The organism is Inquilinus sp. CA228 (genome assembly GCF_052078665.1).
GTDB lineage: Bacteria > Pseudomonadota > Alphaproteobacteria > DSM-16000 > Inquilinaceae > Inquilinus.
In genome coordinates this window covers 64,819-90,756 of the sequence record NZ_JBQJIK010000021.1, presented here as the reverse complement: position 1 = coordinate 90,756, position 25,938 = coordinate 64,819, and the positions used below count along the sequence as shown (strand labels likewise).

Below are 25,938 nucleotides of genomic sequence, written 5' to 3'. Positions count from 1 at the left end.
CCCTGGAATTGGAGGACCGAGCGGGCCGGTCCCCCCCTCAAATCGGGCGCGAAACTCCCCATATGTCGCGGGCACCGAGACCAACATGGATGGCGAGACCGAGATGAGCCTCTTCCGCAGCCGCCTGGGCAGACTCGTCGCCAGCCTCGTTCTCGGGCTCGGCGTGCTGCTGGTCGCCGTCGACCAGGCCGACGCCCGCCGCGTGAATTCGGGCGGCTTCGGCAGCCGCGGCGTGCGGACCTTCCAGGCGCCGCCCGCCACCCCCACCGCACCCGGCACCGCGGCGCCGATCGACCGGTCGATGACGCCGCGCACGCAGACGGCGGCCCAGCCGGGCCCGGCCCAGTTGGGTCAAACGCAGCCGGGGGCGGGCGTCCAGAGCCCCGGCCGGTTCGGCGGCTTCGGCGGCATCCTCGGCGGCCTGGCGGTCGGCGGGCTCGTGGGCATGCTGCTCGGCCACGGCTTCGGCGGCGCCGCCGGGCTGATGGGGCTGGTGCTGCAGATCGGCCTGGTCGTCCTGGCCGTGATGGCGTTCCGGCGCTTCTTCAGCCGCGCGCCCCGTCCGGCCTATGCCGGCCCGTCGATGTCCGCCATGGGCGGCGAGGCCGCCGGCGGTCCCGTTCCGGGGCTTGCGGGTTCGGGGCGGCCGGAGAGTGCCGCACGCGGTGCGCCAAAGGACGGGGTCGGCCTCGACGGTTCGGACTTCAATGCCTTCGAGCGGCTGCTCGGCGAGATCCAGGCCGCCCATGCGGCGGAGGATTTCGCCGGCCTGCGCGCCCGCACCACCCCGGAGGTGATGTCGTATTTCGCCGAGGAGCTCGGCGAGAACGCGACCCGGGGCGTGAAGAACGAGGTGTCGGATGTCCGCCTGCTGCAGGGCGACCTGGCCGAATCCTGGCGCGAGGGCGACACCGACTACGCCACCGTCGCGATGCGGTATTCCAGCGTCGACGCCACGCGCGACCGGGCGACCGGGCGGATCGTCGAGGGCGATGCCGACAAGCCGACCGAGACCGTCGAGATCTGGACCTTCGCCCGCCAGAACCGCGCCGACTGGAAGCTGTCCGCGGTCCAGGCCGCCGCCTGACGCGAGGCGGGGCGGGCGCTCCCCTCACGCCAGCATCGGCCACAGCGTCGCCGCCAGCAGCACGGCCATGGCCAGGTTGAACCATCTCAGCCGGGCCGGATCGGACAGCAGGCGCCGCAGCGCCAGGCCGCAGCCGGCCCAGGCCAGGATGCTGGGCAGGTTGACCAGGGCGAAGGCGGCGCAGATCGGCAGCACCGACAGCAGCGGCGCCTCGGGGCTGGCGTAGACCGCCATGGTCGTCGCCGCCACCGCCCAGGCCTTCGGGTTGACCCATTGGAAGGCGGCCGACTGCCACAGGGTCAGCGGCCTGGCCTCGCCGCCCGCGCCGAACGATCGCGACCGGCCGATGCGCCAGGCGAGATGGAGCAGATAGGCGGCGCCCGCGACCCGGAGGCCGGTGTGCAGCGCCGGCCAGGCCGCCAGCGCGGCGCCGAGGCCGAGCCCGACCGCCAGCAGCAGCGCGGTGAAGCCGAGGGTGATGCCGGCCACCTGCGGCAGGGTGCGCCGGAGGCCGAAATTGGCACCGGAGGCGAGCAGCATCAGGTTGCTCGGCCCCGGCGTGATCGAGGTCACGAAGGCGAAGAGGCACAGCGCCAGCAGCGCATCGATGGGCATGGGTCGGCTCCGGTTGCGAGGATGTCGACGGGAGTTCTGGCGCGGCAGCGGCTGCGCGTGGGGTCCGGAATCCGGACCGCCGTTCACGTCATCGCTTGCGCGCCACGATGTAGGGGCGGCCGTCGTCGCCCTTGGTGGCGTGGCTTTCAACGGCGAGGATGTCGAAGCCGGCGGCCCCGATCAGCCGGCTCAGCGCCGCCGCCCGGAAGACGCCGGCATAGGGTGCCTTGCCGACCGCGCGCATCGCCGGCAACACCAGCCGGATGAGCGGGTTCATGTCCCCGACGCAGGGCGTCTTGGAGATGAACAAGCCTTCCGCCGCGAGCAGGGCATGGATGCGGCGCAGCGTGCCGGGCAGGTCGCGGACCAGATGGAGATAGTTGAACCCCAGGACGGCGTCGAACGGCCCGATCCCGGGGTCCAGCGCCTCCGCGGTCGCGGTGCGGAAGGACAGCGCCGGGATCGGGTCGGCGGCGTGCTTCTCCTCGGCGATCGCGATCATTCCGGCGGAGATGTCGGTCGCGAGATAGCGTTGCACGGCGCCGGCAAGCCGGAGCGCCGTCGTGCCCGTGCCGCAGCCCAGCTCCAGCACCCGGTCGCTCGATCCCAGCAGAGCGCGGGTGCGGTCCAGCGTGCGGTCATATCCGGCTTGGTCCGCAATCGCACCCTTGGCATAGCGCCGTGACGTCCGGTCCCAGAAACGGGCGTCGCTCGCCGTGCTCATGACGGCACGGCCGCCGGGGCGATGCCGGCCAGCTGGTAGCGCAGGAACCAGCCCGGGAAGGCGCGCGCCAGGACCCGCGGCCCCTGCACCGCGAGGCCCATCCGCCGGGCCTCGGCGAAGCCGGCATCGCCGCGCCACCAGGCGACCAGGGCGGCGAGCGGCCCCTGGACGCAGAGCGGCTCCGGGAAGCCCGGATTGTGCGTGCACAGCGACGCCTCGGCCGGCGTCAGCAGCAGGAAGTGCTGTGGGTGGCCGCGGATCTCGAAGCGCACCACCAGCGGGTCGCGGGGCAGCGCCTCGAAATCGACCCGCCGGCGCAGGTCGACCAGCAGCGGCTCGAGGTCGAGATCCTCCGCCTCCGGCCGCCGCGGCAGCCAGCGCTGGCCCCAATGGCCGAGCGCGCCGACCAGCCCCGCCAGCTCCCGCCCCGCCTCGGTGAGGACGTATTCGGGCCCGGGCTCGATCCGTTCGACCGCGCCGATCGCGGCGAGTTCCTGCAGCCGCTCCGACAGCATGGTGCGCGAGATCCGTGGGATGCCGCGGCGGACGTCGTTGAAGCGCCGGCTGCCGCACAAGAGCTCGCGCACCACCAAGAGCGTCCAGCGCCCGCCCAGCACCTCATGGGCGCGCGCCACCGCACAGAACTGACCGTATCCCGCCATGCCGGCACCCTAGCACGGCCGGCCGGCGCGGGCGGTCCGGAATCCGGACCGTCCTCCTCGGCCTCAGGGCACCGCCATCTGGCCGCTGGAGACCTGCAGCTTCCAGCCGGCGAGCTGGGTGCCGTCGATGTTGAGGTGGCCGACCAGGAACTTCAGCCGCTCCGGGTCCTCGCCCTTGGCCGTGCAGAAGCGGTCCTGCAGGTAGAAGGGCGGCGTCGCCTGGTAGTACAGCATGGCCTGGACGGACGCCGGCCGGCTGCCGGCCGGAAGGTCGGCGAGCGGGACCTCGTACACCAGGCTGTCGCCGCCGCCGGTGACGTAATCGGGGTCGTCGTCGACGGCGGTCGGGCCGGATTCCTTGGCCAGGTCCTCGGTCGCGCCCAGGGCCTTGGCGATCTCGGTGCGGTCGGCCAGCGGCAGATAGCCGTGCGGCAGGATGCGGTTGTCCTTCACCGTGTTGCAGATCGACAGGAAGCTGGTGGTCAGCATGCCCTGCGCCTCCGTGCCCGGCCCGCACATCGCGGCCGTGGCGTCCGGCGGCGGGGTCGACACCAGCTCCTGATAGATCTGGGCCTGGTCCTGGCCGGTGATGCGCTGGTAGTGCGGCTGGTGCAGCCGCGCCAGCGGCTGGATGCGGGACGAGCAGTCGTCCATCCACCAGTACTCGCCGTCGAGCGCCTGGCCGGACTGGTCGACCAGGGCGCCGGCCGCATTGGTGCGGCCGGAGGCCCAGAGCGTGTTGCCGAGTTGGTCCAGCACCTGGAACTCCACGAAGGCGCGGCGGAAGCCGACGCCGGAGGGCAGCTTGTGGCCGGTCTCGCTGCGCACCGTCACCGTCGCCTGCAGCGTGCCGCCGGCGGTCGAGAGACCGGTCACGGCCACCTCGGCGGTGCCGGTGCTGGCGAGGTCGAGCATCGCCTGCTCGGTCCGCACCAGCGGGTCGACGCCGCGGGTGCCCATCATCGGGTCCGGGGTGGGGATGCCGAGCACGTCGGGGAATTGCTGCGCGATCTTGATCAGGAAGACGTTCAGCCCGACCAGGGTGTGGGCGGCGAAGCCGTCGCGGACGGGCAGGTCGATGTCCTCCGGCCCCAGGTTGTTCTCGGCCTCCGGGAAATTGCTGTATTCCTGGATGCTGGCGATCTTGCTGCGCACCGGCGTGCCGTCCGCAGACTTCGACGGCATGTGGCAGCCCTGGCAGGACTGGGCCAGGCTGCCCGGCCCCAGCGGCAGCGGGCCGTCGGGCGAGGTGCCGGTGCGATAGGCGCTGAACGCCCATTCCGGATAGGTCGTCTGCTCGTAGATACGGGTGACGACGTTGCCGTCCTGCAGCACCGGCAGATGCACGGTGTGGCAGGTGCCGCAGATTTCGGAGGTGGTGATCGTCGCGTTGTGCTCCGGCGTGATGCCGAGCGCCGCCTGCATCGGCTTCACCTGCGGCTTGTCGAACGGGCCGATCAGCGTGTCGGGCGCGCCGACAAAGAAGCTGCCGGTGAAGGTGCGGGCGAAGCCGGTGTTGTGCGGGTTCAGGAACTCCTGCCGCTGGGCGATGCAGGCATTCTCCGGCGCGTCGGCGACGCCGGCGGCGGCGGGGCCCAGCGCCATGCGGTGGCACGAGGTGCAGGAGATGCCGTCGCGGGCGAGCGCGCCGTATTTCGCGAATTCGTCGGCGACCGGCCACGGCACCGCGTTCACCATGTCGCGGGTGAAGGGCGCGCACTCGTCGGCCTGGGCGAAGCGGTCGATGTGGAGCTGCCGCTGGCCCTGGATGCCATGGCAGCCGAGGCAGGTGTCCTCGACCACGCCCTTCGAGTCCGGATGGAAGGTCTGGATCTCGCTGGCCAGCTGGGCGAAGAAGAACGGGTCGCGCCCGGCCAGCCCCATCGGCGAGCTGCGCCAGGTGCCGTAGGGCGACAGGTTGATCAGGTTGTCGCCATGCGGGTTCGGCACGGTCATGTCGAATTGCAGCCCGGTGCTGCCGGCGTCGTGGCAGCCGAGACACTGGGTGGAGGTGACGAACTGGTCCGCCGGGCGCGGGCCGCCGGCGCCGACCCAGGTGTTGTCGTAGGTCGCCGACGGCATGTTGGTGACCGTGTCCCAGGTCGGCATCTGCAGCAGATAGGCGCGCAAGGCCTGGTCGACCGCCTGGTCGGCCTGGTACAGCGGCTCGCCCAGCCGCTTCACCTCGTCCGGCGGCAGCGTGACGGCGCGGTGATGGGCCGGCGGCGACGGCGCCGAGAACCAGGACTGGCTGAGATAGACCAGCGGCCGCCCGGGCTCGCCCTCGATGTTGCGCGGCGAGGCGAAGGTCAGGTTGTCCTTGGCCGAGGCGTGACAGTTCATGCAGTACTGGGCGAACCCCATATTGCCCAGGAGGTTGTTCGGGCTGGGCGGCCAGTCGGGCGACCAGCCGCCGTTCGGCCCGAAGCCGTACCAGCCCCAGAACCAGCCGTCATGCGAGGCCTTGCCGTCGCGGATCATGACCGCGGCGCCGGAGGTCGGGAGCAGCTTGAGCGGGTCGACATCGGCGCAGGCGGCGGCCGGGTACGGGAACATCTCCTTGACCATGATCGCCCCGTCCGGCACCGGTGGCGGCGGGTTCGACCCGGCATCCTCGCCGGAGCGGTATTTGACCAGCCAGTCGGCCATGTCGGGCGAGTACCAGATCACCACCGGGGTATGGGTGCCGAAGCCGGTGCCCTGCCAGGCGCCCGCCGCCAGGGCCGCGGTGAAGGGGCCGGCGTCGCGGACATGTTTGTCGCGGCGCCAGCCGGAGGCGGTGTCGCGATGGCAGTAATTGCCGAAGAACTGGTTGAGCTTGTCCTCGTACTGGTTGAGCGGCAGGGCCGACGGGTCGCGCACGGCGGCGATCAGGCTCTGGCACAGCGCCGGGTCCGTCGGGACCAGCGGCTGGGCCTGCTCGGCGGTGCAGCGGGCCGGGTCGGCGACGCCCAGGGTGGCGAACAGCATGGTGCCGGCGGCGATGAGAAGACCGGCCCAGCCCCGGCGCAGGGCCTTATGCCGCCGCGCCATGCCCCAATCCGCTGGTTCGACTGATTTTTGCATAACGCACCACATCATTTGCCGGTGGCTTGCCGATCACTGGCGGAAATCAGAATAGGAATCGGTCTCAACAACCGAATGCTTGGATCTCGAAAAGAACTGAAGGCTATCACCTGATTCCGGCGATATCCATTTTCATAATTCGCGCAAAATTTTCTGCGAATGCATCGCGACGCGAGCGGACGGGCAACGTCCGCCGGCGGCGCCGGCTCCCGTCAACCGGGTGGCGTTGCCCAACCGACACTATTCTGGCACTATATCTCCCGGCGTTCGCGCTCGGCCTATTGCGATACCGTCGGCTTTTTACTGTTTCGGCTTTTTCGAGCACAAATTTTCCTAGAGGAGGCGTGCCGCATCGTCGCCACGGCCTTGGAAGTCAAGAACGCGACCAAATCCAATACTGCTCTTTATTTCGATGAGGAATTTCAGCATGGCACTCAAGCTCGGCAAGAACGATGTCTATCGCGGCGAAATCCAGGCCGCGGAGAAGGCCACCGGCATCGACGGCTCGGCGATCGCGGCGCTGATCGACGCCGAAGCGGCCAAGATCGGTTCGGGAGCCAACAAGGGCCAGTGGGACCAGGACTCCTACAATCCGACATCGAAGGCCGGCGGCATGACCCAGTTCCTGGAAAACACCTGGGCAGGCCACGCCAGGAACCCTGCCCACCTCCTCAACACGCACGGCAAGGCGGCCGGCCTGATCACCGCCGCCAACAAGATCGCCGCCGGCAAGAAGGCCGACCTGCTGAAGCTGCGCTTCGATCCGTTGCTGTCGATCGTCTCGGCGGCCGAGTACGGTGTCGACAATCTCAAGACGCTGGACAAGGCCGGCGTCCTGCCGAAGAGCCTGACGGACGACCAGCGGGCCCGGTACATGTATCTCGCCCATCACGAGGGGGCGGCCGGTGCGACCGGGTTCCTGAACGGCTCGAAGACCTACACCCGCGCCAAGCTGGTCGGCCAGGTCGGCGCCGCCGCTGCCGACAAGTACATCACGAAGGCCGGCGGCAAGACATCGGCCGCCTACCGCCTCTGGCTGAACGAGTACATGGACAAGAAGATCGTCCCCTCGAACTTTCGCACCTAGGCCGCCTCACCCGGACCATAGCGCCGGCCAGGGGTCGGCTTTATTGATATTGGAGGCATTTCATGAACCGATGCACTCCCCTGAAAGCAAGGGAGTATAAGCTGCTGCTCAAACCCGATTGCTTCGCCGGCGAGATGTCGCTGGAGAAGGCCAATCAGTTTTGGAATGTCCAGATCGAGTCGATCGTCCGAGATCACCTGGACAAGAAAAAGGACGGAAAATCCCGGCACGGAAGGGGCTTCGACCCGGCAAAACGCCGGACAATCATGTTCCGGGATACCGGCAGTCATCTTCTGAACCGCGCTGATTACATTCTGCGGGAGCGCGTCGACATCGATGAGGACGGGAACGAGGCGGCGAAGCCGGAGCTGACCCTGAAGCTGCGAACCACCGATCTGTTCGTTGCCGCGGACACGGCCCTGCCGGGATCTCAACCGGGTTTCGACACGGAGTTCGAAGAGGATATCGCGCCGCTTCAGGTCTCGGTGACGCAGCCATCCGGGGACCGCAGCATCGCAGTCGCCGAGCCTCGCTCCATGCGCAGCCGATTTTCCGTTTCGACGACGCAACCGGTGCCGGACGGCCCTGCCATCAATTGCCTGGGTGACGTCCTGGAGCTCCATCCGACGCTGCTCGGCAATCTGGTGCTGACCTCCGTGGACGAGATCCGGTCGGACGCTGCGCTGCGTCCGGGGCCGACCATCAGCGAACTGGTGTTCAAGGATGCGGAAGTCGATCTCGGCGACGGCGTCACGGCCAAGTTTGCCCTGACGCTCTGGTATTTCGAGGCCGAGACCGCCGCCCCCCGGGTGGCCGAGATCTCGTTCAAGTGCAAGCTGAAGGACGGCTACCTGCCGCGCGGTACCGCGTCGCGGGCGCAGAAGCTGTTCGTCGGGATGCAGGGCCTCCGCGGCTGGGTGAATTTCGAAGAGGAGAGCAAGACCGCCCTGGCACTGCCGGCGAGAAGCTAAGCCACCGGCATCGGCCAGGACGGGCTCGGCGCCGCGCCGGCCCGCCGCAGCCGCGCCCGAAGTGAGGCCGGGAGAGGCCAGCGGCCGCCACTAGGGGCGATGCCGCAGCACGCCTCTCTCCGCCGGCGCGACCTCAGAGAGCGGCGGCGGCCGTCTCGATGGGAGTCGCCGCACTTGAAAGCATCGCCGCCAGCTTCTTTCGGAGCCGGTCCCGTCTCTGGCTGTAGAACTCCTCAAAACCTTGAAGATCGGAAGGTAGCTCGCCGAGTTCGTGCTTGGTCAGATAATGCTGCTGTGTGGAAGAATCCTGATAAACCTGAGCAAGCTACTCCTTTGGCATAATGGCCCGCTTCTCGATGTTGATCGCACCATCGAGCAACTGGAGGTTCGGTAGGGTGTTCGCATGACGTGCAAGCGTATCAATGTCGGCTTCGCCGAAACCTTGCCGCTGCAGCCGCGCCGGTGTGAAGCGTGAGATCGGAAACACGTGATCCATATGAAATTGATTGCGCAAATCGACAAACGGAAACAGCAGAGACAGCAACGGAAATGTTCGCTTGTCGCCGTACTCCAGATGCAGAAGGTCTTCGATCTCGGCCGGCTCGAAAGTCAATGATTTACCACGCTGACTCATGACTTGGCGCAACTGTTCTACCGGAAATGTCAAAAGATCGCTCGTCTGAATTCCCTCGCGAAGCGCGGTCAGAAGCGTGTCGAGACCGCTCCCCCAAATGCCCGATGCCTTGATGAGCGACCTCACAAGCCAGCACCTGATCGCTTCTCGATCATCGGCGAACTGGCTGTGAGATACATAATTCGCAGGAGCATTCCGTTTGTAGAGATAGTAGGCGATTGGCAGGAGTGCGCTGTCAGCCCTGAGCGTCTGCCCGTTGAGTCCGAAGCTCGAGGCGAGTTCGACGGTGCGGACCAGCGCCGACCGGATTGCGGGCCAATTCGCCTCCAGAACCAGCATGTTCGTCGTCGTGAAGTTCTCGACCTTGAACCCTACGGAGGCAATGTCTGCCAGCATCAACCCGGCCTTAAGCACAAAGTCCTGACTGAGAGCGAAGCCGGTCCCTATCCGATTCAACTCGTCCACAAGTCTGTGAATCTCGGCCCGGGCATCGACCTGCTTCCACTGTGCAACAGCAATACTGAGCAGCAGATCTGAATAAGAAAGAATCGTTCCTCCGGAATTAAGCCGAATGAAGATGTTGAGTACGCGCTCCAGATCCTGAGTCTCTTCCTCGTAATAATTGACCAGGTTGTGGGCGTGAACGATGCGATGCAGGCGGTCGACTCCCGTATAGGCCGCTTCCAGCGCATCACCATCAAGTCCCCGCTTTCGCAAGGCCGAGACCATCGCTGGCCCGTCCTTCATCCCAAGAACATCGGAAACCAGAAACCAATGCGCAGCCTCATCGCGCTCAGCCTGCTGATCGTCCAGGAACCGAAACCGATACCGGACCCCATCCTCATCGGGCGATGACGGCGCCAGAAGATCAAGTCGGAGTTTCCGTACAGGGAAGGCATCTGGATTCGTCCACCATTTGTTTGGCTGCTTGATGGCCATCGATCCGCGCAACCCGATATTGAGAGCCGTAAGGCGCTGCTGGCCATCCAGAACCGCAGTAACACTCTGGTGATGGATGATGCCCAGCTCCGGACAGTGGGCGGCGTCGCGCTGGTGATAGTTCAGAACAAAATCGTAGAATTTGAATTTCCCACTCGTTTCCGCCTCGACTTTCCAGAATAAAAATGTTCCAAATGGATAACCTTGCATCAAGCTATCAAACAGTCGCTCAATTTGCTCTGGCTTCCAGACAAACTCTCTCTGGATCGCCGGAAGGACGTAACTCTTGCTTTGTATGCGAGTGAGTGTCTCTGCTATTGTTCCTCCCGGTTTATACATGATTCCCTCTGAATTGGAGATTGGCAATAGCTACATTATTAACCTCTTGGAAAGAGATAGCCAACACTTGGTTGCGCAGCGTTCTGCGATGGCGATAGAGCGGCCGGCCCGGTGTCTGGCCGGACCTTCGTGACCCGTCGACGCCGGCTGTCGCATGACCAGGATCCAATGTCCCGAAGGCCTCCAAGCCGACGCTCGACATCCGCCTGCTGCGCCCCCATCTCATCCGCCGGCCGATGATCGTGCAGGACCGCGCCTTGGACCACGCCGCCGAACTGGATCGACTGGACCGTCTCGCCACGCTCCTGGATTCGCGCTGGCGCCTGCCGCTGCTGGGCTGGCGCTTCGGCCTCGATGCCGTCATCGGGCTGGTGCCGGGGCTGGGCGATGCCGCCGGCGGACTGCTCTCCGCCTGGCTGATCCTGCGGGCCCGGCGCCTGGGCGCGCCGAACCGGGTGCTGGCGATGATGGCCGGCAATGTCGTGCTCGACGTCGCCCTCGGCACCGTGCCGGTGCTGGGCGACATCCTGGACATCGGGCTGAAGGCCAACCGCCGCAACGCCCGGCTGCTGCGGCAGCATTTCGAACGGCAGGGCGCCGGGGCGTGACGCCTCAGGCGGGATCTTCCGCCGACGGCTCGGCGCCCGGCGACGAAGACACGAACCGCACGGCGCAGCAGGGGAAGATGAATCCGAGCGGCTCCGCCGGTGCCGCCGCCGGCCGGGAGACCCAGCTGCATTCGGACACCAGGTCGGCAGCCCGGGGATCCGCCGTCCGGCCGCTGCCCGCCGCGCGTCCGGTGCGGTCCGGCACGGGTAGGGGAATCTGCTGCGCCATCGCGTCGCCCTTCTGTCGAATGGGCGCTCAACCTAGCATCGGGCATGACGTAACGCAAACCGCCCGGACGGTTTTTTCGTTTCCCAAGATTGCGCACAGACTGGAGCTCAGCCTTCCGGCTGAGCCGATTTGACGCTGGGCTCAGCCTTCCGGCTGAGCCGGGGGGAAGGCCCAGCCGCCGTCGCGGATCTCGGCCCGCGGCCGGAACAGGCGGACGGTGTAGTTCCACCCCGCCGTGATCGGCAGGCAGTTGTCGACCGTGCCGCCGCAGCCGCCGAACTGGATGGTGACCGTGCCGTCCGGGTTCTTCCTCGCCGTCAGGCTGTTCACCGAATAGACATTCTCCGGATTCGCCTGGAGATAGCCGGCGCTGTTGTAGACGGTCAGCGACCAGAAGCCGTCGACCGGCACGGTCCCGACCGTCAGCCGGTGGATGGTGGTGCCGTCGTTCCGGGCCGGCGTGGTCGGGAGATAGAGCGCGTCCTTCTCCGGATAGCCGCCCCACAGCATGGCGCTGCCGATCAGGTGCCGGACCGGGTCGACGGCATCCGGGCCGGCGCCGAACATGCGGCGCGTGTCGGACACGGTGGTGCCGAGCTGCTGCAGCGCCGCCTGGATCGTCCTGAGGCTGGCCTGGTCCCAGTCCGGGACCTCGAAGCTGCCGGGACGGTCCTGGCCGAGCGTGACCGCATCCTGCAGGGCGTGGACCCGGGCGACGTCGTCCCGGCTCGAGAAATCGACCAGGAAGCGGACCACGACGATGGCGTAGCGCGTGCCGACCGCCTCGCGGGTCAGGATGTGCGGGCCAGCATCATAAAAGGTTGCCCGGGTGTACTGGTCCTCGTTGACGACCTGCATGCCCATGAAGCGCTGGCCGGGGTCCGGCAGCGTGACCGTCGCCGGCCCGGCATCGAGGTCGAGGATCGCGAAGGAATAGAGGGTGTCGCGGTTGGGGCGGACGATGCCCTGCTGGACCGGAGGGGCAAGCTCGCGGCCGTGCTTGAACGTCCCGAAGCCGCCGGCCTTCACCACCCCGGCGAAGTTCACATCGGTCTGGGCCCGGCTGTAGGTGTCGACGGTGACCGGCACGGCGGGCGCCGACTGCGCCGATGCGGCGGGACTCGCCAGCAACAGGGACATGGCCGCGAGGATCCTTCTGCAGGTCTTCGTCATGGTGCTTTCCAGGTGATGCGGAGCCCGCGCAACAAGTAGGCCTGCCGGATCTGGAAATGAACCGGCACCGATGACAACCGGCCTACCGGATATGATAGGCTGGCCCGCATGGATCTGAACGCCGCCCGCATGTTCGTCGCGGTCGTCCAGGCGGGCAGCCTGTCTGCGGCGGCGGCCCGCCTGGGCACCCCGCTGCCGACGCTGAGCCGCCGCATCCGCGAGCTGGAGCGGCAGCTCAAGGTACAGCTGCTGGAGCGGTCGACCCGCGGCACCAGGCTGACCGATGCCGGAGCCAGGCTGTACGAGCATGCCGGAGGCGGCATCGAGGCGCTGCTGGAGGCCGAGCAGGCCGTGGCGAGCGACCAGGCCCGGCTGAAGGGGCGCCTGCGCCTGTCGCTGCCCCAGACCTTCGAGCCGTGGTGGGAGCTGCTGGCCGCGTTCCAGCGCCGCTATCCGGACATCCAGATCCATGTCACCTCGACCGAGCGGCGCATGGATCTGATCGAGGACGGCATCGACGTCGCCCTGCGCGTCGGCGCGATCGTCCACGAGACCATGGTGGCGCGGCATGTGCTGTCGTTCCGCACCGTCCTCGTCGCCAGCCCGAAACTGGTGGAGCGGCTGGGCCTGCCGGCCGACCCCGAGGCGCTGCACCGCTTTCCCTGCGCGGTGTGGTCGACGCGCATCGATGCCCCGGCCCGCTGGGACCTGGGCGGGCAGGTGGTGGTGCCTCGGGCGGTGCTGACCGCCAACGACTACCATTTTCTGTCCAGCCGCGCGCTCGGCGGCGACGTGGTGACGGAGCTGCCGCCCTTCCTGGCGGCGGGACCGATCCGTGACGGGCGACTGGTGCCGCTGCTGCCGCGGCACCCGTTGCCGGAATGGCCGCTGCACCTGGTCTATCCGCCGCACCGCCACCCGTCGACGATCGTCCGGACTTATCTGGACTTCTGCCAGGGCTGGCTGCCGAACATCGCCCGGGCTTGCGAGATCGGTGTCGTCAGGGAATGAGCCAGCTCGCCTGCACCGTTCCGCCGGTCCAGTCGAACTGGGCGCGGCGGTCGGCGCCGGGGACCAGGCGGACCCAGTCGATGCGGTCGACCGCCAGAACGATCACGGCGAAGTTCTCGCGGCCCGCCTCGGACCCGTCGGTCGAAGGCGGCGGCAGGGCGGGGTCGGCGATCGCGGTGCCGGGCGGCCCGGGCATGCGGTAGGCGGCGCGGATCGGCCCCGGCGTCGCCGCCCAGGCGGCGTCGAGCGCGGCACCCGGCGGCAGCAGCTGAGCCCGGCCTTCGACCCGGATCTGCACCTCGTCCGCCGCCTCGTAGAGCAGCAGCGCCACGGCGGGATCGGCACCGATCTCCGCCACCTTCACCGAGCGGCGGTCGGTGTGAATCTCGAGCCGCCGCGCCGCCGGGTCGGCCGAGCGCAGCACCACGGTGCGCAGCGCCGGCCCGCCGCGGGCGTTCAGCGTGGCGAGGGCGACCCGGCCGGTGGTGCGGCGGCGTTCGCCGGTGGCGCGGCCGAGCCGGGCCCAGACATCGGCCAGCACCGCGGCCAGGTCGTCCCCGTCCATCAGCAGGTGGCCATCAGCGGTAGGTCACGGCGAGATCGCCGACGCCGTCGACATGGCCCTCCAGCCGGTCGCCCGGCTTGACCGGGCCGACGCCGTCCGGCGTGCCGGTCATGATCAGGTCGCCGGGGCGCAGCGCCACCAGCCGCGACAGATGGGCGATGATCTCCCGCACCGGCCAGATCTGGTCGGCCAGGTCGCCGGACTGGCGAATCTCGCCGTTGATCTTCAGCCAGATCGCGCCCTCGGACGGATGGCCGATCTCAGCCGCCGGACGCAGCGGCGACAGCGGCGCCGACTGGTCGAAGGACTTGGCCATGGTCCAGGGCCGGGCCAGCTTCTTGGCCTCGGCCTGGAGGTCGCGGCGGGTCATGTCGAGCCCGACGCCATAGCCCCAGACATGGCCGAGCGCACGCTCCGCCGCGATGTCGGTGCCGCCGGCGCCGATCGCCACCACCAGCTCGATCTCGTGATGCAGGTCCCTGGTCGCCGCCGGATAGGCGATGGTGCTGCCGGTCGGCACCACCGCATCGGCCCATTTGGCGAAGAAGAACGGCGGCTCCCGGTCCGGGTCGTGGCCCATCTCGCGGGCATGGGCGGCGTAGTTGCGGCCGACGCAGAAGATGCGGCCGACGGGAAAGGCGGCGTCGCTGCCCAGCACCGGGACAAGGGTCTGCGGCGGCGGCGTGATCACGGTCGACATCGGGGTGTCCTTCAGGGGGCGATGGTCCGCGGGCGAAGCTGCGCGGCGCCGCCCGACCTGTCAAACCGGAATCGATGCTTGACGTCAGCCGCCGCTAGGATGCGCGGCAGGATCCGATGCATCCTGCCGTCGGACCGAAGGATCGAGGACCGGATGAACACCATCGCCGCAGCCGCCGAGGCATCGGCGCAACTGCTGACCGCCCGGCGGCAGACCATCGCCGTCGCCGAATCCTCCGCCGGCGGGCTGGTGTCGGCCGCGCTGCTGGCCGTGCCGGGGGCCAGCGCCTATTTCCAGGGCGGGGCCGTGGTCTACACCGCGGCGGCCCGTCGGGCGCTGCTGGCGATCGGCGACGCTGAGATGGTCGGCCTGCGCCCGTCGACCGAGCCCTATGCGGCGCTGCTGGCGCGGACGGTGCGGGACCGCTTCCAGGCGGATTGGGGCATCGCCGAGACCGGCGCGGCCGGCCCCACCGGCAACCGCTACGGCGACCCCGCCGGGCACAGCTGCATCGCGATCTGCGGCCCGCGGACTCTGGCGGCGACCTTGGCGACCGGCAGCGCCGACCGCGCCGCGAACATGGACGCCTTCGCCCTGGCCCTGCTGCGGCTGCTGCTGGACGGGCTGGCCCAGGACAACGGCGGCCGGCCGTGACCACGATCCTCGCCTTCATCCTGGCCGCCTTCGCCGAGATCGGCGGCTGCTTCGCCTTCTGGGCCTGGCTGCGGCTGGACCGCAGCCCGTGGTGGGCGCTGCCGGGGACGGCCAGCCTGATCCTGTTCGCCCTGGCCCTGACCCGCGTGGAGTCCGATTTCGCCGGGCGGGCCTATGCCGCCTATGGCGGGATCTACATCGCCGCCTCCCTCTTCTGGCTCTGGGCGGTCGAGGGCAGCCGGCCGGACGGCTTCGACCTGGCCGGCGCGGCCTTGTGCCTGGTGGGGGTGGGCGTGATCCTGTTCGGACGGCGCCTCGCCACCTGAGAGGCCCAGCCTCCGCCCCGGTTCCGCCATGATGGCGCCGGCATCCTGGCCGGATATGATGCGGCCGGGGGGTTCATGCCGTCGCTCTACGACATCAAGCCGAGATTCCAGGGCCTGCTGCGCCCGACCGCCGCGCGGCTGGCCGAGAAGGGAGTCGGCGCCAACGCCGTGACCTTGGCGGCCGCCGGCTTGTCGGTGCTGCTGGGTCTCGTGGTCGCCGCCACCGGCTGGCCCTGGCTGCTGCTGCTGTACCCGCCCTTCCTGCTGCTGCGGATGGCGCTGAACGCCATCGACGGCATGCTGGCGCGGGAGTTCTTCCGGCCGACGCCGCTGGGCGCCCTGCTGAACGAGGTCTGCGACATGGTGTCGGATGCCGCGCTGTACCTGCCGCTGGCGCTGCTGCTGCCGGCGCCGCCCTGGCTGGTGGTGCTGATCGTGCTGCTGGCGGTGATCGGCGAGGCCGCAGGCATTGCGGCGCGCACCATCGGCGCCGGCAGGCGCTATGACGGGCCCTTCGGCAAGTCCGACCGGGCGCTGGCCTTCTCGACCCTCGCCGTCGCCGCCTACTTCCAGATCCTGGCCCCGGCGCTGTGGATGCCGCTGGTGCTGGGGGCGCTGCTGCTGCTGTCGATCCTCACCATTCTGAACCGTGTCCGCGCGGCGCTGGCGGAGATCGGGGCATGACCGTCGACCCGACTGTGGCCTGGGCGCTGGGGGCGCTGGTCGTCGTGCTGGTCGTCGCGGAAGGCGCCGTGCTGTTCCTGCGCCGCAGCAAGCCGGAGAAGGACTGGACCGAACTGCGGCTGCGCATCCGGTCCTGGTGGGTGATCGTGATCGCCGGCGGCATCGCCCTGGTCTTGAACCCGATCGCGGTGCTGGTGGTGCTGGCGGTGGTGAGCTACCTGGCGCTGAAGGAGTACCTGTCGGTGGTGCCGACCCGGCGGGCCGACCGCGCGGTGCTGCTGGTCGCCTACCTGGCCATCCCGACGCAATGGTGGTGGATCGCGCAGGAGCAGTACGGCTTCTTCATCATCTGGGTGCCGGTCTACCTGTTCATGGTGGTGCCGGCGATGATGGTGCTGCGCGGCGAGGTCACCGGCTTCCTGCGCGCGCTGGGCACGCTGCATTGGGGCCTGATGCTGTGCGTCTTCGCCATCGGCCATGTCGCCTATCTGTTCGTGCTGCCGGAGGCGGGCGAGGCCGGGCCGGGCGGCGCCGGGCTGCTCCTCCTGCTGCTGATCCTGACCCAGGGCAACGACGTGGCGCAGTATGTCTGGGGCCGGATCTTCGGCTGGCACAAGATCGCGCCGTCGGTCAGCCCGAACAAGACGGTGGAGGGCTTCGTCGGCGGCCTGGTCACCACCACCGTGGTCGCCGGGCTGATCGGGCCGCTCTTGTCGCCGCTGTCGCTGCACATGGCGCTGGCGGCGGGAGCGCTGATGGCGGTCAGCGGCTTCTTCGGCGACCTGACCGTTTCCGCGGTCAAGCGCGACATCGGCATCAAGGACACCGGCACGCTGATCCCCGGCCACGGCGGCGTGCTGGACCGGATCGACAGCCTGATCTTCGCGGCGCCGCTGTTCTTCCACTTCATGCGCTATTTCTACTACTGAGGCTGCGATGTGGCGCCTGCTGTTCCACTGGCTGGTGACCAAGCCGCTGATGCTGCTGTTCGTGGGGCTGCATGTCCGCAACCCGGAGCGGCTGCCGATGACCGGGCCGGCGATCGTCGTCGCCAACCACAACAGCCATGCCGACACCGTGGCCCTGACCTCGCTGTTCCCGAGCCGGATCCTGCACAAGGTGCGGCCGGTGGCGGCGGCGGACTATTTCATGAGCAGCCGGGCGATGGCCTGGTTCTCGATCCACTGCATGGGCATCCTGCCGTTCGACCGGCATGCGCGGGAGCGCGGCGAGGACCCGCTGACCGGCTGCGTCGAGGCGCTGGACCGCGGCTGCATCCTGATCCTGTTCCCCGAAGGGTCGCGCGGTGAGCCGGAGCGGCTGCAGCGCTTCAAGAAGGGCATCTGCCACCTGGCCCGGCGGCGGCCCGACGTGCCGATCGTGCCGGTCTACCTGCACGGGCTGGGCAAGGTGCTGCCGCGCGGCGCCTTCCTGCCGGTGCCGTTCTTCTGCGACGCCTTCGTCGGCCCGCCTCTGGCCGACCGGCCGGAGGACACGGATGCTTTCGTCGAGGCGCTGGAGGCGTCGATGGCGAAGCTCGTGGAGGGCACGAGGTTTTCCGAATGGGACTGACGTGGCTCGCCTTCCTGTGGGGCGTGGCCGAGGCCTGCCTGTTCTTCGTCGTGCCGGACGTGCCGGTGTCGTTGATCGCGCTGGCACGGGGCTGGCGGGCGGGGCTGCGCGCCGCGATCGCCGCCGCGGCCGGGGCGGTGGTCGGCGGCACCGCGCTGGCGGTCTTCGCCAGCCACGCGCCGCAGACGGCGCTGGCGCTGGTCGATGCCGTGCCGGCGATCACGCCGGCCATGATCGCCCGGCTGCAGGCGATGATGGCCGGCACCGACTCCGCCGCCGGCCTGGCGGGGGTGATGATCCTGGCTAGCCTGACCGGCATCCCCTACAAGATCGCCGCCGCCAGCGCGCCGGGGCTGGGTGTCCCGATCTGGGAGCTGGCGCTGCTGACGCCGCTGGTGCGGCTGCCGCGCTTCCTCGCCCTGGCCGGCGCCGGGGCGATCCTGCACGCCCTGACGCCGGCCATGCCCGGCTGGATGCAGCCGCTGCGGGTGCGTCTGTTGCTCGCCGCGCTGGGCTGGTCTGCGTTCTATGGCAACTACTGGATGCGGGCCGGGGGCTGACTCCGGGCCCTGGGCGCCCTATGTCAGGGACAATACCTCTGACATAATGGAGACGGCAGCCGCGGGTTGGCTCAGCCGGCCCGCCTGGAGAAAGTCATGGACCTGTCGCGCACCGAAGGCCGCGCGAAGAGCGTTGCGGCCGTTTCGAAGAGCCCGTCCGACCTGCAGTCGCTGCTGACCGTCGGCGGCATCTCGCTGGCCGGGCTGGGCGCCAGCCTGCTGGCCCTGTTCGGCCCCTCGGGCAGCGACCTCTCGGTCGCCCTGACCATCGTCACCGTGGTCGCCGGCTTGGCCGTGGTCGGCGCCGGCTTCGCGATCGCGGCCCTCGCGGCGAAGCGCTGAGCCGGTTCACCCCGCGCGGCGCGCCGGGGTGTCCGGCAGGATGCCGCGCTGGAACATCACGCCGAGGCGCAGGCTCTCGGCGATCTTCTCCGCCCGCTCGATGAAGCGCGCCGCCGCCCGGGGCGGGCAGACCTCGTGTGCCGTGGCGCGGAACAGACCGAGCCAGATGGGGAAATGCTCCGGCCGCAGCGCCGAAACGCCGGCATGGGCCTGCATCGGCCGGCCCTGGTAGCGGGTGCTGCGCAGCATCACCGAGGACCAGAAATCGCACATCTTGGCGAGGTGCGGAGCCCAGTCGTCGCCGATCACCCCGGCGAAGATCGGGCCCAGCACCGCGTCGCCGCGCACACGACCGTAGAAGGCGTGGACCAGGGTCCGGATCATCGCCTCGTCGATCGGCTCGATGGAATCGGCATCCGTCATATCCATGCGGACATAAGGCCAGATCGGACGCCACCCGCACCAGCGCCGATCGCCGCAGGGCTGGGTTTCCAGGTGCGGATGGGCCGGTGCCCACCCCCTCACCGCATGTGGTGCAGCCGGGTGAAGCGGCTGCGGAAGGCGGTGACGTCGCCCGCCACCGAGTCCGGCTCGGTGTTGCCGAGCAGCGCCCGGGCCAGCAGCTGCGCCAGCTCCGGCATCTCGGCCGGGCCCATGCCCCAGCGCACGATCTCGGGCGTGCCGAGGCGCAGGCCGTTGAGGTCGCCCTCGACCGGGTCGATCGGCAGGCCGATGCCGCAGGCCAGCAGGTTGGCCCGGCGCAGCCGCTTCGCCGCCGCCTGGCCGCCGCCCCAGCGCGCCGCCTCCAGCGCGAGCTGGTGCGAGGTCGTGGCCCCGCGATCCGCCGCGAACACCGGCAGCCCGGCCTGCGCCAGCCCGTCGGCCAGCGCCTTCGCCGTCGCCGCCATCGCCGCGGCATAGTCCCGGCCATGCGCCTTCCAGTCCAGCAGCGCGATCGCCAGCGCCGCCGATTTGGCGGCGTCGAAATTGGCGGTCAGGCCGGGGAAGGCGATGGCGTCCAGCCGCTGCGCCAGATCGGCATCGTTGGTGACGATCAGGCCGGAGGCGGGGCCGCCAAGACTCTTATAGGTGCTCATCGTCATCAGGTCGGCGCCCTCGGCCAGCGGGTTCGGCCAGGCGCCGCCGGCGATCACGCCGGAGAGATGGGCGGCGTCGAACAGCAGCTTCGCCCCGACCTCGTCCGCGATCGCCTTCACCGCAGCCACCGGGTGCGGGAACAGGTTCAGGCTGCCGCCGATGGTGATCAGCGCCGGCCGCAGGCGGCGGGCCTGGTCGCACAGCGCGTCGAGATCGACCGTGTAGCCGGCGGCGTCGACCGGCGCGGCGTGGATCTCCAGCCCGTACAGGCCGGCGGCGCCCGGCTGGTGGTGGGTGACATGGCCGCCGATCGACCCGGGCGGCACGATGATGCGGTCGCCCGGCTTCGCCGTCGCCATGAAGGCATAAAGGTTCGCCATGGCGCCGGAGGCGACGCGGATCTCGGCGAAGCGGGCGCCGAACACCTCGGCCGCCAGCTGCGCCGCGATCACCTCGATCCGCTCGATCGCCTCCAGCCCCATCTCGTATTTGTCGCCGGGATAGCCGAGCGACGGGCGCGAGCCCAGGCCGGCGGCCAACGCCGCCTCGGCCTTCGGGTTCATGACGTTGGTGGCGGGGTTCAGGTTGACGCAGTCGCGCTCATGGATCCGCCGGTTCTCGGCCACCAGCCGGGCGATCTCCGCCTCCGTCGAGTCCGCGTCGCGGCCGGCGGCGTCGCGCGCCAGCGCCTGCACGAAATCCTCGGTCTCTCCGGGCACCCAGCCCCGCCGCTCCAGCATCGTCCTCTCCCTGCCTTGCATGCCCCAGCATCGGCGCGCTGGACGCGGCGGCGCAAAGCAGGAATTCTGGCGCCCTGGCATAGAAAATCTCGGCCTGATCCCATGTCCGTCCAGCCGCCCCGCCCCCGCCTGCCGCCGCTGAACGCGCTGCGCGCCTTCGAGGCCGCGGCCCGGCACGAAAGCTTTTTGCGCGCGGCGGAGGAACTTGGAGTCACTGCCGGCGCGGTGGCGCAGCAGGTCAAGGCGCTGGAGGCGTGGCTGCGCTACCCCCTGTTCATCCGCCTGGCCCAGGGGCTGCGGCTGACCGAGCGCGGCCGGGCGGTGCTGCCGGCCCTGGGCGGCGCCTTCGACGCGCTGGGGCTGGCGGTGCAGGAGATGCGGGCGGCGTCGCTGCGGCAGGAGATCCGCATCGCCGCCCTGCCCTGCCTGGCCCAGCTGTGGCTGGCGCCGCGCCTGGCCCGGCTGCGCGCCGCCTTCCCCGGGCTGCAGGTCTCGGTCACGGCGCAGGAGCAGCCGCCGAACATGCGGCGCGAGCCCTTCGAGCTGGCGCTGTTCTACCTGGACGCACCGGTGCCCGGGACGGAGGCGGTGGTGCTGGCCGACGACGCGCTGTTCCCGGTGTGCAGCCCGGCGCTGCTGCAGGCGCAGCCGCTGGACCAGCCGCGCGACCTGGCCCGGCACACGCTGCTGCGCGACACCGCCTGGGCCGATGACTGGCCGGCCTGGCTGGCCGCCGCCGAGGTCGCCGGCATCGACCCGGCGCGCGGCCCCGCCTTCTCGCTGTACAGCCTGGCGCTGCAGGCGGCGATCGAGGGCGGCGGCGTGCTGATCGGCCGGGCGACGCTGGTCGAGGACCCGATCCGCCGCGGCCTGCTGGCGGCGCCGCTGGCCCCGCGCCTGCCGGCCGCGACCCGCCTGACCCTGCTGGTGCCGGAACGGCTGCGCGCCGCGCCGCCGATGCCGGAGCTGGTGGCGTGGATGCGGGCGGAGGCGGCCGGCTGACCGCCCCCGCGGCCGCTCACCCCCGCTTCTCGCTGTCGAGATGGGCCATCTGCACCGCCATGTAGCGGTCGCCGGCGGCGGCGCCCTTGGGCACGGCCTGCTCGATCCGGGCCAGGTCGTCCGGCGTCAGCGCGACGTCGAGCGCGCCCAGCGCCTCGGCCAGGCGGTCGCGGCGGCGGGCGCCGACCAGCGGCACGATGTCCCGGCCCTGCGCCGCCACCCAGGCGATGGCGATCTGGGCGACGGTGACGCCCTTGGCCTCGGCCACACTGCGCAGCGCCTCGACCAAAGCGAGGTTCCGCTCGACATTGCCGTCCTGGAAGCGCGGGCCCTGGCTGCGGAAATCGCCGGCGCCGAAGCTGCCCTTCTGCCAGTGCCCGCTGATCAGGCCACGCGACAGCACGCCATAGGCGGTGATGCCGATGCCGAGCTCGCGGCAGGTCGCCAGGATGCCGTCCTCGATGCCGCGCGAGACCAGCGAATACTCGATCTGCAGGTCGGCGATCGGGTGCACCGCGGCGGCCCGGCGGATCGTCTCGGACCCGACCTCGGACAGGCCGATGTGGCGGACATAGCCCGCCTTCACCATGTCGGCGATGGCGCCGACTGTGTCCTCGATCGGCACGTTGGGATCGAGCCGAGCCGGGCGGTAGATGTCGATGTGGTCGACGCCGAGCCGCTGCAGCGAATAGGCCAGGAAGTTCTTCAGCGCCGCCGGCCGGGTGTCGATGCCGGTCCAGCCGCCGGCCGGGTCGCGCAGGCCGCCGAACTTGACGCTGAGGATGGCCGCGTCGCGCGTCGCGCTGGCCCGCAGCGCCTCGCCGATCAGCATCTCGTTGTGGCCGAGGCCGTAGAAGTCGCCGGTGTCGATCAGGGTGATGCCGGCGTCGAGCGCGGCGTGCAGGGTGGCGATGCTCTCGGCCCGGTCGGACGGGCCGTACATGCCGGACATGCCCATGGCGCCGAGGCCGAGGGCGGAGACGCGCGGGCCGGTGGCGCCGAGCGGGTGATACTGCATGACAGGCTCCGATGGGGAGGGACGGGGTTCGATATCCCGCAATATGGCGAGGCCTGTTTCGTGCGATAATCCGGGCAATGGCGAACAAGCCGTACGGAAATCCGAACGATGAGCAGCCCCGACCTGTCCGATCTGGACGCCTTTGTCGCCGTGGCCCGGGCCCGCAGCTTCCGCGGCGCCGCCGGGCTGCGCAGCGTCTCCGCCTCCTCGCTCAGCGATGCGCTGCGGCGGCTGGAGGCGCGGCTGGGCGTGCGCCTGCTGAACCGCACCACCCGCAGCGTCACCCCGACCGAGGCCGGCGAGCGGCTGCTGGAGCGGCTGGGCCCGGCGCTGGGCGAGATCGCCGGCGCGCTCGACGCCGTCAACAGCGTTCGCGACAGCCCGGCCGGCACGCTGCGGCTGAACGTGCCGTCGATCGTCGCCCGCCACATCCTGCCGCCGATCGCCTGCCGCTTCCTGCTGGCCCATCCGGGCATCACGCTGGAGGTGGTGGGCGACGACAGCTTCGTCGACGTGCTGGCCGGGGGCTTCGACGCCGGCGTGCGCTACGAGGAGCGGGTCGAGCGCGACATGATCGCGGTGCCGATCGGCCCGCGCCGCCAGCGTTTCGTCATCGCCGCCGCGCCGTCCTATCTCGCGGCCAGGGGCCGGCCGCTTCATCCGCGCGACCTGCTGGACCATGCCTGCATCCGCCACCGCTTCCCCAGCGGCCGGGTCGCGCCCTGGGAGTTCGAGCGCGACGGCCAAGTCATCCGCATCAGCCCGGAGGGGCCGATGATCGCGACCTCGATCGAGATGGAGGTCGCGGCCGCGGTCGCCGGGCTGGGCGTGATGGCGATGTTCGAGGAAGCGCTGCGGCCGGCCCTGGACAGCGGCGCGCTGGTGCCGGTGCTGGAGGAGTGGTGGCAGGGCTTCTCCGGCCCCTTCCTCTACTACCCCAGCCGCACCCACATGCCGGCGCCGCTGCGGGTGTTCGTGGATTTCATCAAGGCGGAGCGGGGCTGAGGACGATCAGGCCAGGGTCCGCCGGATCTCCGCATGGGCGGCCGGATAGCCCGGCGACAGCACGGCGAGGCGGGCGGAGACCAGGTCGTGCATCCGCGGCAAGGCGTGGAACGGCACGCCGGGCGCCAGATGGTGCTCGGTGTGATAGCTGGCGTTCCAGAACAGCCCGCGCAGCACCAGCCCGGACAGGGTGGTGCGGGTGTTGGCCCAGCGGTCGTTGCTGCGGACGCAGCCGGAATGCTCGGCCAGCAGCACCCAGCGCAGCAGCGGCTGGGCCAGCACCACCGGCCCGATCCAAAGCAGCAAGACGAGAGCGCTGCCGGTGGCGAGGCTGACGGCCAGCACCGCGGCGTAGAGCAGCAGGTAGAGCCGGGCCTCGGCCGCCACCCGGGCCCGGTCGGCCGCCGGGATCCAGGGCGAGCGGTCGCGGCCCGCCGCGGTGCGCAGCAGGCCGAGGATCTGGCTCGACCAATAGGGCAGGCCGGTCAGGATCAGCCAGTAGCGGCCGCGGGTCAGCGGTTTGGCGCCGATCAGCTCCGGGTCGCGCACGGGATCCTGGGTATGGCGGTGATGCGCCATGTGGAACAGGCGGAAGCCCTCCGGCGGCAGCACCAGGACGAAGCCGGCGATCCAGCCGACCAGCCGGTTCAGCCACAGCGACCGGAATGGCGTGCGGTGCGTGGTCTCGTGCAGCGGCGCGAACAGCGAGATCTCGGCGGCGCCGAGCAGCGCCATGGCCGGCCAGACCCAGAGGCTGCCGCGCGCCGCCAGCACCAGGGCGACGCCGAGCGCGATCAGCCCGGCATGCCGGGCCAGCGCCCGCAGCCCATCCAAATCCGATCGCCGGGACAGCGCCTTCAGCGCCTCCGGCGGCAACGCCCTGGTCTCCGCCATGCGCCATCCTGGCGCCGGACGGCGGGCGGGATCAAGTCCGCCCGAATTCCGGGTGCCGGAAGCAGCCGACCATGTGGTCGTTGACCAGCCCGGCCGACTGCATCAGCGAGTAGCAGACGGTGGAGCCGACGAAGACGAAGCCGCGGCGCTTCATGTCGCGGCTCATCCGGTCGGAGATGTCGCTGGTGGCCGGCATCTCGGCATGGGCGGCCCAGCGGTTGACCAGCGGCTCGCCGCCGACGAAGGACCAGAGATAGCGGCCGAGGCCGCCCTCGGACTCGATCACCGCCAGCGTCGCCCGGGCGTTGGTCCGCACCGCGTTCAGCTTGGCCCGGTTGCGGATCAGCCCGGCATCGGCCAGCAGCACCTCGATCTCCGCATCCGTCATCGCCGCGACGCGGGCGATGTCGAAGCCGTGGAAGGCGCGCTGGTAGTTCTGCCGCCGCTCCAGCACCAGCCGCCAGGACAGGCCGGCCTGGGTGCCCTGCAGGCTGAGATTCTCGAACAAGGCGCGGTCGTCGCGCTCCGGCGTGCCCCAGTCGTGGTCGTGATAGGCCAGCATCGCCGGGCCGCCCGCGGCCCAGCCGCAGCGCGGCAGGTCCGGGTCGCTCATTCGCCCCAATGGATCGGGAAGGCGTCGGGATAGGTGAACAGGGCCGGCGTGCCGCCGGTGTGCAGGAACACCACGACATCGTCGGGCCGGAAGCCGCCGGCGCGGATGCCGGCGATCAGCCCGGCCATCGCCTTGCCGCTGTAGACCGGGTCGAGCACGATCGCGTCGCGGCTGGCGGCCAGCTGCAGCGCCTCGACCATGCCCTCCGTCGGCAGGCCGTAGCCGTCGCCGACCACGCCGTCCTCCAGCACCAGGTCCTCCGGCGCCAGCGGCGGAACCACGCCCAGCAGATCGGCCCCGGCCTGGACCAGCCCGGCGACCTTCGGCCGCTGCTCCGCCGAACTCCGGCTGATGCAGTAGCCGACCGCCGGGGCCTTGCTGCCGCCGAGGGCGAGGCCGAGCGCAAGCCCGGCCTGGGTGCCGCCGCTGCCGCTGGCCAGGGTGACATGGGTGAAGGCGACGCCCTGGTCGCGGCCCTGGCGCAGCAGCTCCTGCGCCGCGTCGACATAGCCGACCAGCCCGAGCGCGTTGGACCCGCCGACCGGGATGACATAGGGCGTGCCGCCCTCGGCCCGGCACTCCTCGGCGACGCGCGCCATCTCGACATCGGGGTCGGCGGTGCCGGGATGCAGCTCGATGCGCGCCCCGAACAGCTCGTCGAGCAGCAGGTTGCCGCTCGAGTGATAGGACGGGTCGCGCCCGGCCACCGCATCGGTCAGCACCAGCACGCAGTCGAGGCCCAGCCGGGCGGCGGCGGCCGCGGTCTGGCGGGCGTGGTTCGACTGCGGGCCGCCAGCGGTGATGATGGTGTCGGCGCCCTGGGCCAGCGCGTCGCCGAGCAGGAATTCCAGCTTGCGCACCTTGTTGCCGCCCAGCGCCAGGCCGGTGCAGTCGTCGCGCTTGATCCAGAGCTGCGGGCCGCCCAGCGCCTCGGTCAGCCGCGGCAGCGGCTCCAGGGGCGTCGGCGCGTGCTGCAGGCGGAGGCGCGGCAGCTGTTCGAGCGATGGCATCGGATCCGTC

Annotated in this window: 29 protein-coding genes; 14 read left to right on the top strand and 15 right to left on the bottom strand. The window is 70.1% G+C overall.

Annotation, left to right across the window (positions count from 1 at the left end; all coding sequences use genetic code 11):
- Positions 1–103 precede the first annotated feature (103 nt).
- Complete coding sequence (locus tag ACTOWL_RS12775) at positions 104–1,087, top strand: Tim44 domain-containing protein (protein ID WP_441321610.1); 984 nt, start codon at positions 104–106, stop codon at positions 1,085–1,087.
- Positions 1,088–1,111: 24 nt separating this feature from the next.
- On the opposite strand, the gene ACTOWL_RS12770 is transcribed toward ACTOWL_RS12775, so the two are convergent.
- The 4 genes from ACTOWL_RS12770 to ACTOWL_RS12755 all read right to left on the bottom strand — a co-directional run bounded on the left by ACTOWL_RS12770 (position 1,112) and on the right by ACTOWL_RS12755 (position 6,121).
- A complete protein-coding gene (locus ACTOWL_RS12770; RefSeq protein WP_441321609.1) occupies positions 1,112–1,702 on the bottom strand; it encodes a LysE family translocator in 591 nt (196 codons plus the stop codon).
- A gap of 88 nt (positions 1,703–1,790) precedes the next feature.
- A complete protein-coding gene (locus ACTOWL_RS12765; protein WP_441321608.1) occupies positions 1,791–2,426 on the bottom strand; it encodes a class I SAM-dependent methyltransferase in 636 nt (211 codons plus the stop codon).
- Positions 2,423–3,088 (bottom strand): winged helix-turn-helix transcriptional regulator, encoded by a 666-nt coding sequence (locus ACTOWL_RS12760; protein WP_441321607.1) that lies wholly within the window; start codon positions 3,086–3,088, stop codon positions 2,423–2,425. Before ACTOWL_RS12760 ends, ACTOWL_RS12765 begins: the two co-directional genes overlap by 4 nt.
- Positions 3,089–3,151: 63 nt before the next feature.
- A complete protein-coding gene (locus tag ACTOWL_RS12755) occupies positions 3,152–6,121 on the bottom strand; it encodes a hypothetical protein (RefSeq protein ID WP_441321606.1) in 2,970 nt (989 codons plus the stop codon).
- A 460-nt stretch (positions 6,122–6,581) separates the two neighbouring features.
- On the opposite strand from ACTOWL_RS12755, the gene ACTOWL_RS12750 reads away from it, so the two are divergent.
- Together ACTOWL_RS12750 and ACTOWL_RS12745 are read left to right on the top strand one after the other, a co-directional pair.
- Positions 6,582–7,241, top strand: a complete 660-nt coding sequence (locus ACTOWL_RS12750) for a hypothetical protein (RefSeq protein ID WP_441321605.1) — start codon at positions 6,582–6,584, stop codon at positions 7,239–7,241.
- A gap of 62 nt (positions 7,242–7,303) precedes the next feature.
- Positions 7,304–8,212, top strand: coding sequence for a hypothetical protein (locus ACTOWL_RS12745; RefSeq protein WP_441321604.1), 909 nt, complete (start codon positions 7,304–7,306; stop codon positions 8,210–8,212).
- Positions 8,213–8,537: 325 nt separating this feature from the next.
- On the opposite strand, the gene ACTOWL_RS12740 is transcribed toward ACTOWL_RS12745, so the two are convergent.
- The gene (locus tag ACTOWL_RS12740) at positions 8,538–10,124 is read right to left on the bottom strand and encodes a DUF262 domain-containing protein (protein WP_441321603.1); all 1,587 of its coding nucleotides are present in this window, start codon (positions 10,122–10,124) and stop codon (positions 8,538–8,540) included.
- Between the two features lie 257 nt (positions 10,125–10,381).
- On the opposite strand from ACTOWL_RS12740, the gene ACTOWL_RS12735 reads away from it, so the two are divergent.
- The gene (locus ACTOWL_RS12735; RefSeq protein ID WP_441321602.1) at positions 10,382–10,732 is read left to right on the top strand and encodes a DUF4112 domain-containing protein; all 351 of its coding nucleotides are present in this window, start codon (positions 10,382–10,384) and stop codon (positions 10,730–10,732) included.
- Positions 10,733–10,736: 4 nt separating this feature from the next.
- Here ACTOWL_RS12735 and ACTOWL_RS12730 read toward each other — a convergent pair whose 3' ends face one another.
- On the bottom strand, positions 10,737–10,961 hold the full coding sequence (locus ACTOWL_RS12730) for a hypothetical protein (RefSeq protein ID WP_441321601.1): 225 nt from the start codon (positions 10,959–10,961) through the stop codon (positions 10,737–10,739).
- A 141-nt stretch (positions 10,962–11,102) separates the two neighbouring features.
- Positions 11,103–12,101, bottom strand: a complete 999-nt coding sequence (locus ACTOWL_RS12725; protein ID WP_441321600.1) for a DUF1254 domain-containing protein — start codon at positions 12,099–12,101, stop codon at positions 11,103–11,105.
- A gap of 141 nt (positions 12,102–12,242) precedes the next feature.
- Between ACTOWL_RS12725 and ACTOWL_RS12720 the strand changes: the two genes are divergently transcribed.
- Complete coding sequence (locus ACTOWL_RS12720; protein ID WP_441321599.1) at positions 12,243–13,145, top strand: LysR family transcriptional regulator; 903 nt, start codon at positions 12,243–12,245, stop codon at positions 13,143–13,145.
- Here ACTOWL_RS12720 and ACTOWL_RS12715 read toward each other — a convergent pair.
- Both ACTOWL_RS12715 and ACTOWL_RS12710 read right to left on the bottom strand, forming a co-directional pair.
- On the bottom strand, positions 13,135–13,710 hold the full coding sequence (locus ACTOWL_RS12715) for a pyridoxamine 5'-phosphate oxidase family protein (RefSeq protein WP_441321598.1): 576 nt from the start codon (positions 13,708–13,710) through the stop codon (positions 13,135–13,137). The genes ACTOWL_RS12720 and ACTOWL_RS12715 overlap by 11 nt on opposite strands.
- A gap of 13 nt (positions 13,711–13,723) precedes the next feature.
- Complete coding sequence (locus ACTOWL_RS12710; RefSeq protein ID WP_441321597.1) at positions 13,724–14,410, bottom strand: fumarylacetoacetate hydrolase family protein; 687 nt, start codon at positions 14,408–14,410, stop codon at positions 13,724–13,726.
- Between the two features lie 153 nt (positions 14,411–14,563).
- On the opposite strand from ACTOWL_RS12710, the gene ACTOWL_RS12705 reads away from it, so the two are divergent.
- From ACTOWL_RS12705 to ACTOWL_RS12675, 7 genes are all read left to right on the top strand, one after another.
- Positions 14,564–15,064 carry a CinA family protein gene (locus ACTOWL_RS12705; RefSeq protein ID WP_441321596.1) on the top strand — a complete coding sequence of 167 codons (501 nt, stop codon included), beginning with the start codon at positions 14,564–14,566 and terminating at the stop codon, positions 15,062–15,064.
- The gene (locus ACTOWL_RS12700) at positions 15,061–15,390 is read left to right on the top strand and encodes a YnfA family protein (protein ID WP_441321595.1); all 330 of its coding nucleotides are present in this window, start codon (positions 15,061–15,063) and stop codon (positions 15,388–15,390) included. Before ACTOWL_RS12705 ends, ACTOWL_RS12700 begins: the two co-directional genes overlap by 4 nt.
- 75 nt (positions 15,391–15,465) lie before the next feature.
- Entirely contained in the window at positions 15,466–16,074 is a 609-nt protein-coding gene (locus tag ACTOWL_RS12695) for a CDP-alcohol phosphatidyltransferase family protein (RefSeq protein WP_441321594.1), read from the top strand.
- The gene (locus tag ACTOWL_RS12690) at positions 16,071–17,003 is read left to right on the top strand and encodes a phosphatidate cytidylyltransferase (protein WP_441321593.1); all 933 of its coding nucleotides are present in this window, start codon (positions 16,071–16,073) and stop codon (positions 17,001–17,003) included. Before ACTOWL_RS12695 ends, ACTOWL_RS12690 begins: the two co-directional genes overlap by 4 nt.
- Before the next feature lie 7 nt (positions 17,004–17,010).
- Positions 17,011–17,646, top strand: coding sequence for a lysophospholipid acyltransferase family protein (locus tag ACTOWL_RS12685; protein WP_441321592.1), 636 nt, complete (start codon positions 17,011–17,013; stop codon positions 17,644–17,646).
- Positions 17,637–18,206, top strand: coding sequence for a hypothetical protein (locus ACTOWL_RS12680; protein ID WP_441321591.1), 570 nt, complete (start codon positions 17,637–17,639; stop codon positions 18,204–18,206). Before ACTOWL_RS12685 ends, ACTOWL_RS12680 begins: the two co-directional genes overlap by 10 nt.
- 96 nt (positions 18,207–18,302) lie before the next feature.
- Entirely contained in the window at positions 18,303–18,548 is a 246-nt protein-coding gene (locus tag ACTOWL_RS12675; protein WP_441321590.1) for a hypothetical protein, read from the top strand.
- A gap of 6 nt (positions 18,549–18,554) precedes the next feature.
- On the opposite strand, the gene ACTOWL_RS12670 is transcribed toward ACTOWL_RS12675, so the two are convergent.
- Both ACTOWL_RS12670 and glyA read right to left on the bottom strand, forming a co-directional pair.
- Positions 18,555–18,977 (bottom strand): group III truncated hemoglobin, encoded by a 423-nt coding sequence (locus ACTOWL_RS12670; protein WP_441321589.1) that lies wholly within the window; start codon positions 18,975–18,977, stop codon positions 18,555–18,557.
- Between the two features lie 92 nt (positions 18,978–19,069).
- Positions 19,070–20,386 (bottom strand): serine hydroxymethyltransferase, encoded by a 1,317-nt coding sequence (gene glyA / locus ACTOWL_RS12665; protein ID WP_441321588.1) that lies wholly within the window; start codon positions 20,384–20,386, stop codon positions 19,070–19,072.
- Between the two features lie 102 nt (positions 20,387–20,488).
- Here glyA and ACTOWL_RS12660 point away from each other — a divergent pair, with 102 nt between their 5' ends.
- Positions 20,489–21,388 (top strand): LysR substrate-binding domain-containing protein, encoded by a 900-nt coding sequence (locus tag ACTOWL_RS12660; RefSeq protein WP_441321587.1) that lies wholly within the window; start codon positions 20,489–20,491, stop codon positions 21,386–21,388.
- 16 nt (positions 21,389–21,404) lie between these two features.
- Here ACTOWL_RS12660 and ACTOWL_RS12655 read toward each other — a convergent pair whose 3' ends face one another.
- Positions 21,405–22,406: an aldo/keto reductase gene (locus ACTOWL_RS12655; RefSeq protein ID WP_441321586.1), complete on the bottom strand. Its 1,002-nt coding sequence runs from the start codon at positions 22,404–22,406 to the stop codon at positions 21,405–21,407.
- A gap of 108 nt (positions 22,407–22,514) precedes the next feature.
- On the opposite strand from ACTOWL_RS12655, the gene ACTOWL_RS12650 reads away from it, so the two are divergent.
- Complete coding sequence (locus ACTOWL_RS12650; protein ID WP_441321585.1) at positions 22,515–23,411, top strand: LysR family transcriptional regulator; 897 nt, start codon at positions 22,515–22,517, stop codon at positions 23,409–23,411.
- A 6-nt stretch (positions 23,412–23,417) separates the two neighbouring features.
- Here the strand turns inward: ACTOWL_RS12650 and ACTOWL_RS12645 are convergent, their stop codons facing one another.
- The 3 genes from ACTOWL_RS12645 to ACTOWL_RS12635 are packed head-to-tail and all read right to left on the bottom strand — an operon-like array spanning position 23,418 to position 25,928.
- On the bottom strand, positions 23,418–24,305 hold the full coding sequence (locus tag ACTOWL_RS12645; RefSeq protein WP_441321584.1) for a fatty acid desaturase: 888 nt from the start codon (positions 24,303–24,305) through the stop codon (positions 23,418–23,420).
- A 31-nt stretch (positions 24,306–24,336) separates the two neighbouring features.
- Complete coding sequence (locus tag ACTOWL_RS12640) at positions 24,337–24,918, bottom strand: DNA-3-methyladenine glycosylase I (RefSeq protein ID WP_441321583.1); 582 nt, start codon at positions 24,916–24,918, stop codon at positions 24,337–24,339.
- Positions 24,915–25,928, bottom strand: a complete 1,014-nt coding sequence (locus tag ACTOWL_RS12635; protein WP_441321582.1) for a D-cysteine desulfhydrase — start codon at positions 25,926–25,928, stop codon at positions 24,915–24,917. Before ACTOWL_RS12635 ends, ACTOWL_RS12640 begins: the two co-directional genes overlap by 4 nt.
- Between the last annotated feature and the right edge of the window lie 10 nt (positions 25,929–25,938).

What these genes read in the sequence shown, in the direction of transcription:
- ACTOWL_RS12775 (WP_441321610.1), top strand. Translation starts at nt 104, where the DNA reads ATGAGCCTCTTCCGCAGCCGCCTGGGCAGACTCGTCGCCAGCCTCGTT.
- ACTOWL_RS12770 (WP_441321609.1), bottom strand. Translation starts at nt 1,702, where the DNA reads ATGCCCATCGATGCGCTGCTGGCGCTGTGCCTCTTCGCCTTCGTGACC.
- ACTOWL_RS12765 (WP_441321608.1), bottom strand. Translation starts at nt 2,426, where the DNA reads ATGAGCACGGCGAGCGACGCCCGTTTCTGGGACCGGACGTCACGGCGC.
- ACTOWL_RS12760 (WP_441321607.1), bottom strand. Translation starts at nt 3,088, where the DNA reads ATGGCGGGATACGGTCAGTTCTGTGCGGTGGCGCGCGCCCATGAGGTG.
- ACTOWL_RS12755 (WP_441321606.1), bottom strand. Translation starts at nt 6,121, where the DNA reads ATGGCGCGGCGGCATAAGGCCCTGCGCCGGGGCTGGGCCGGTCTTCTC.
- ACTOWL_RS12750 (WP_441321605.1), top strand. Translation starts at nt 6,582, where the DNA reads ATGGCACTCAAGCTCGGCAAGAACGATGTCTATCGCGGCGAAATCCAG.
- ACTOWL_RS12745 (WP_441321604.1), top strand. Translation starts at nt 7,304, where the DNA reads ATGAACCGATGCACTCCCCTGAAAGCAAGGGAGTATAAGCTGCTGCTC.
- ACTOWL_RS12740 (WP_441321603.1), bottom strand. Translation starts at nt 10,124, where the DNA reads ATGTATAAACCGGGAGGAACAATAGCAGAGACACTCACTCGCATACAA.
- ACTOWL_RS12730 (WP_441321601.1), bottom strand. Translation starts at nt 10,961, where the DNA reads ATGGCGCAGCAGATTCCCCTACCCGTGCCGGACCGCACCGGACGCGCG.
- ACTOWL_RS12725 (WP_441321600.1), bottom strand. Translation starts at nt 12,101, where the DNA reads ATGTCCCTGTTGCTGGCGAGTCCCGCCGCATCGGCGCAGTCGGCGCCC.
- ACTOWL_RS12720 (WP_441321599.1), top strand. Translation starts at nt 12,243, where the DNA reads ATGGATCTGAACGCCGCCCGCATGTTCGTCGCGGTCGTCCAGGCGGGC.
- ACTOWL_RS12715 (WP_441321598.1), bottom strand. Translation starts at nt 13,710, where the DNA reads ATGGACGGGGACGACCTGGCCGCGGTGCTGGCCGATGTCTGGGCCCGG.
- ACTOWL_RS12710 (WP_441321597.1), bottom strand. Translation starts at nt 14,410, where the DNA reads ATGTCGACCGTGATCACGCCGCCGCCGCAGACCCTTGTCCCGGTGCTG.
- ACTOWL_RS12705 (WP_441321596.1), top strand. Translation starts at nt 14,564, where the DNA reads ATGAACACCATCGCCGCAGCCGCCGAGGCATCGGCGCAACTGCTGACC.
- ACTOWL_RS12695 (WP_441321594.1), top strand. Translation starts at nt 15,466, where the DNA reads ATGCCGTCGCTCTACGACATCAAGCCGAGATTCCAGGGCCTGCTGCGC.
- ACTOWL_RS12690 (WP_441321593.1), top strand. Translation starts at nt 16,071, where the DNA reads ATGACCGTCGACCCGACTGTGGCCTGGGCGCTGGGGGCGCTGGTCGTC.
- ACTOWL_RS12685 (WP_441321592.1), top strand. Translation starts at nt 17,011, where the DNA reads ATGTGGCGCCTGCTGTTCCACTGGCTGGTGACCAAGCCGCTGATGCTG.
- ACTOWL_RS12680 (WP_441321591.1), top strand. Translation starts at nt 17,637, where the DNA reads ATGGGACTGACGTGGCTCGCCTTCCTGTGGGGCGTGGCCGAGGCCTGC.
- ACTOWL_RS12675 (WP_441321590.1), top strand. Translation starts at nt 18,303, where the DNA reads ATGGACCTGTCGCGCACCGAAGGCCGCGCGAAGAGCGTTGCGGCCGTT.
- ACTOWL_RS12670 (WP_441321589.1), bottom strand. Translation starts at nt 18,977, where the DNA reads ATGGATATGACGGATGCCGATTCCATCGAGCCGATCGACGAGGCGATG.
- glyA (WP_441321588.1), bottom strand. Translation starts at nt 20,386, where the DNA reads ATGCTGGAGCGGCGGGGCTGGGTGCCCGGAGAGACCGAGGATTTCGTG.
- ACTOWL_RS12660 (WP_441321587.1), top strand. Translation starts at nt 20,489, where the DNA reads ATGTCCGTCCAGCCGCCCCGCCCCCGCCTGCCGCCGCTGAACGCGCTG.
- ACTOWL_RS12655 (WP_441321586.1), bottom strand. Translation starts at nt 22,406, where the DNA reads ATGCAGTATCACCCGCTCGGCGCCACCGGCCCGCGCGTCTCCGCCCTC.
- ACTOWL_RS12650 (WP_441321585.1), top strand. Translation starts at nt 22,515, where the DNA reads ATGAGCAGCCCCGACCTGTCCGATCTGGACGCCTTTGTCGCCGTGGCC.
- ACTOWL_RS12645 (WP_441321584.1), bottom strand. Translation starts at nt 24,305, where the DNA reads ATGGCGGAGACCAGGGCGTTGCCGCCGGAGGCGCTGAAGGCGCTGTCC.
- ACTOWL_RS12640 (WP_441321583.1), bottom strand. Translation starts at nt 24,918, where the DNA reads ATGAGCGACCCGGACCTGCCGCGCTGCGGCTGGGCCGCGGGCGGCCCG.
- ACTOWL_RS12635 (WP_441321582.1), bottom strand. Translation starts at nt 25,928, where the DNA reads ATGCCATCGCTCGAACAGCTGCCGCGCCTCCGCCTGCAGCACGCGCCG.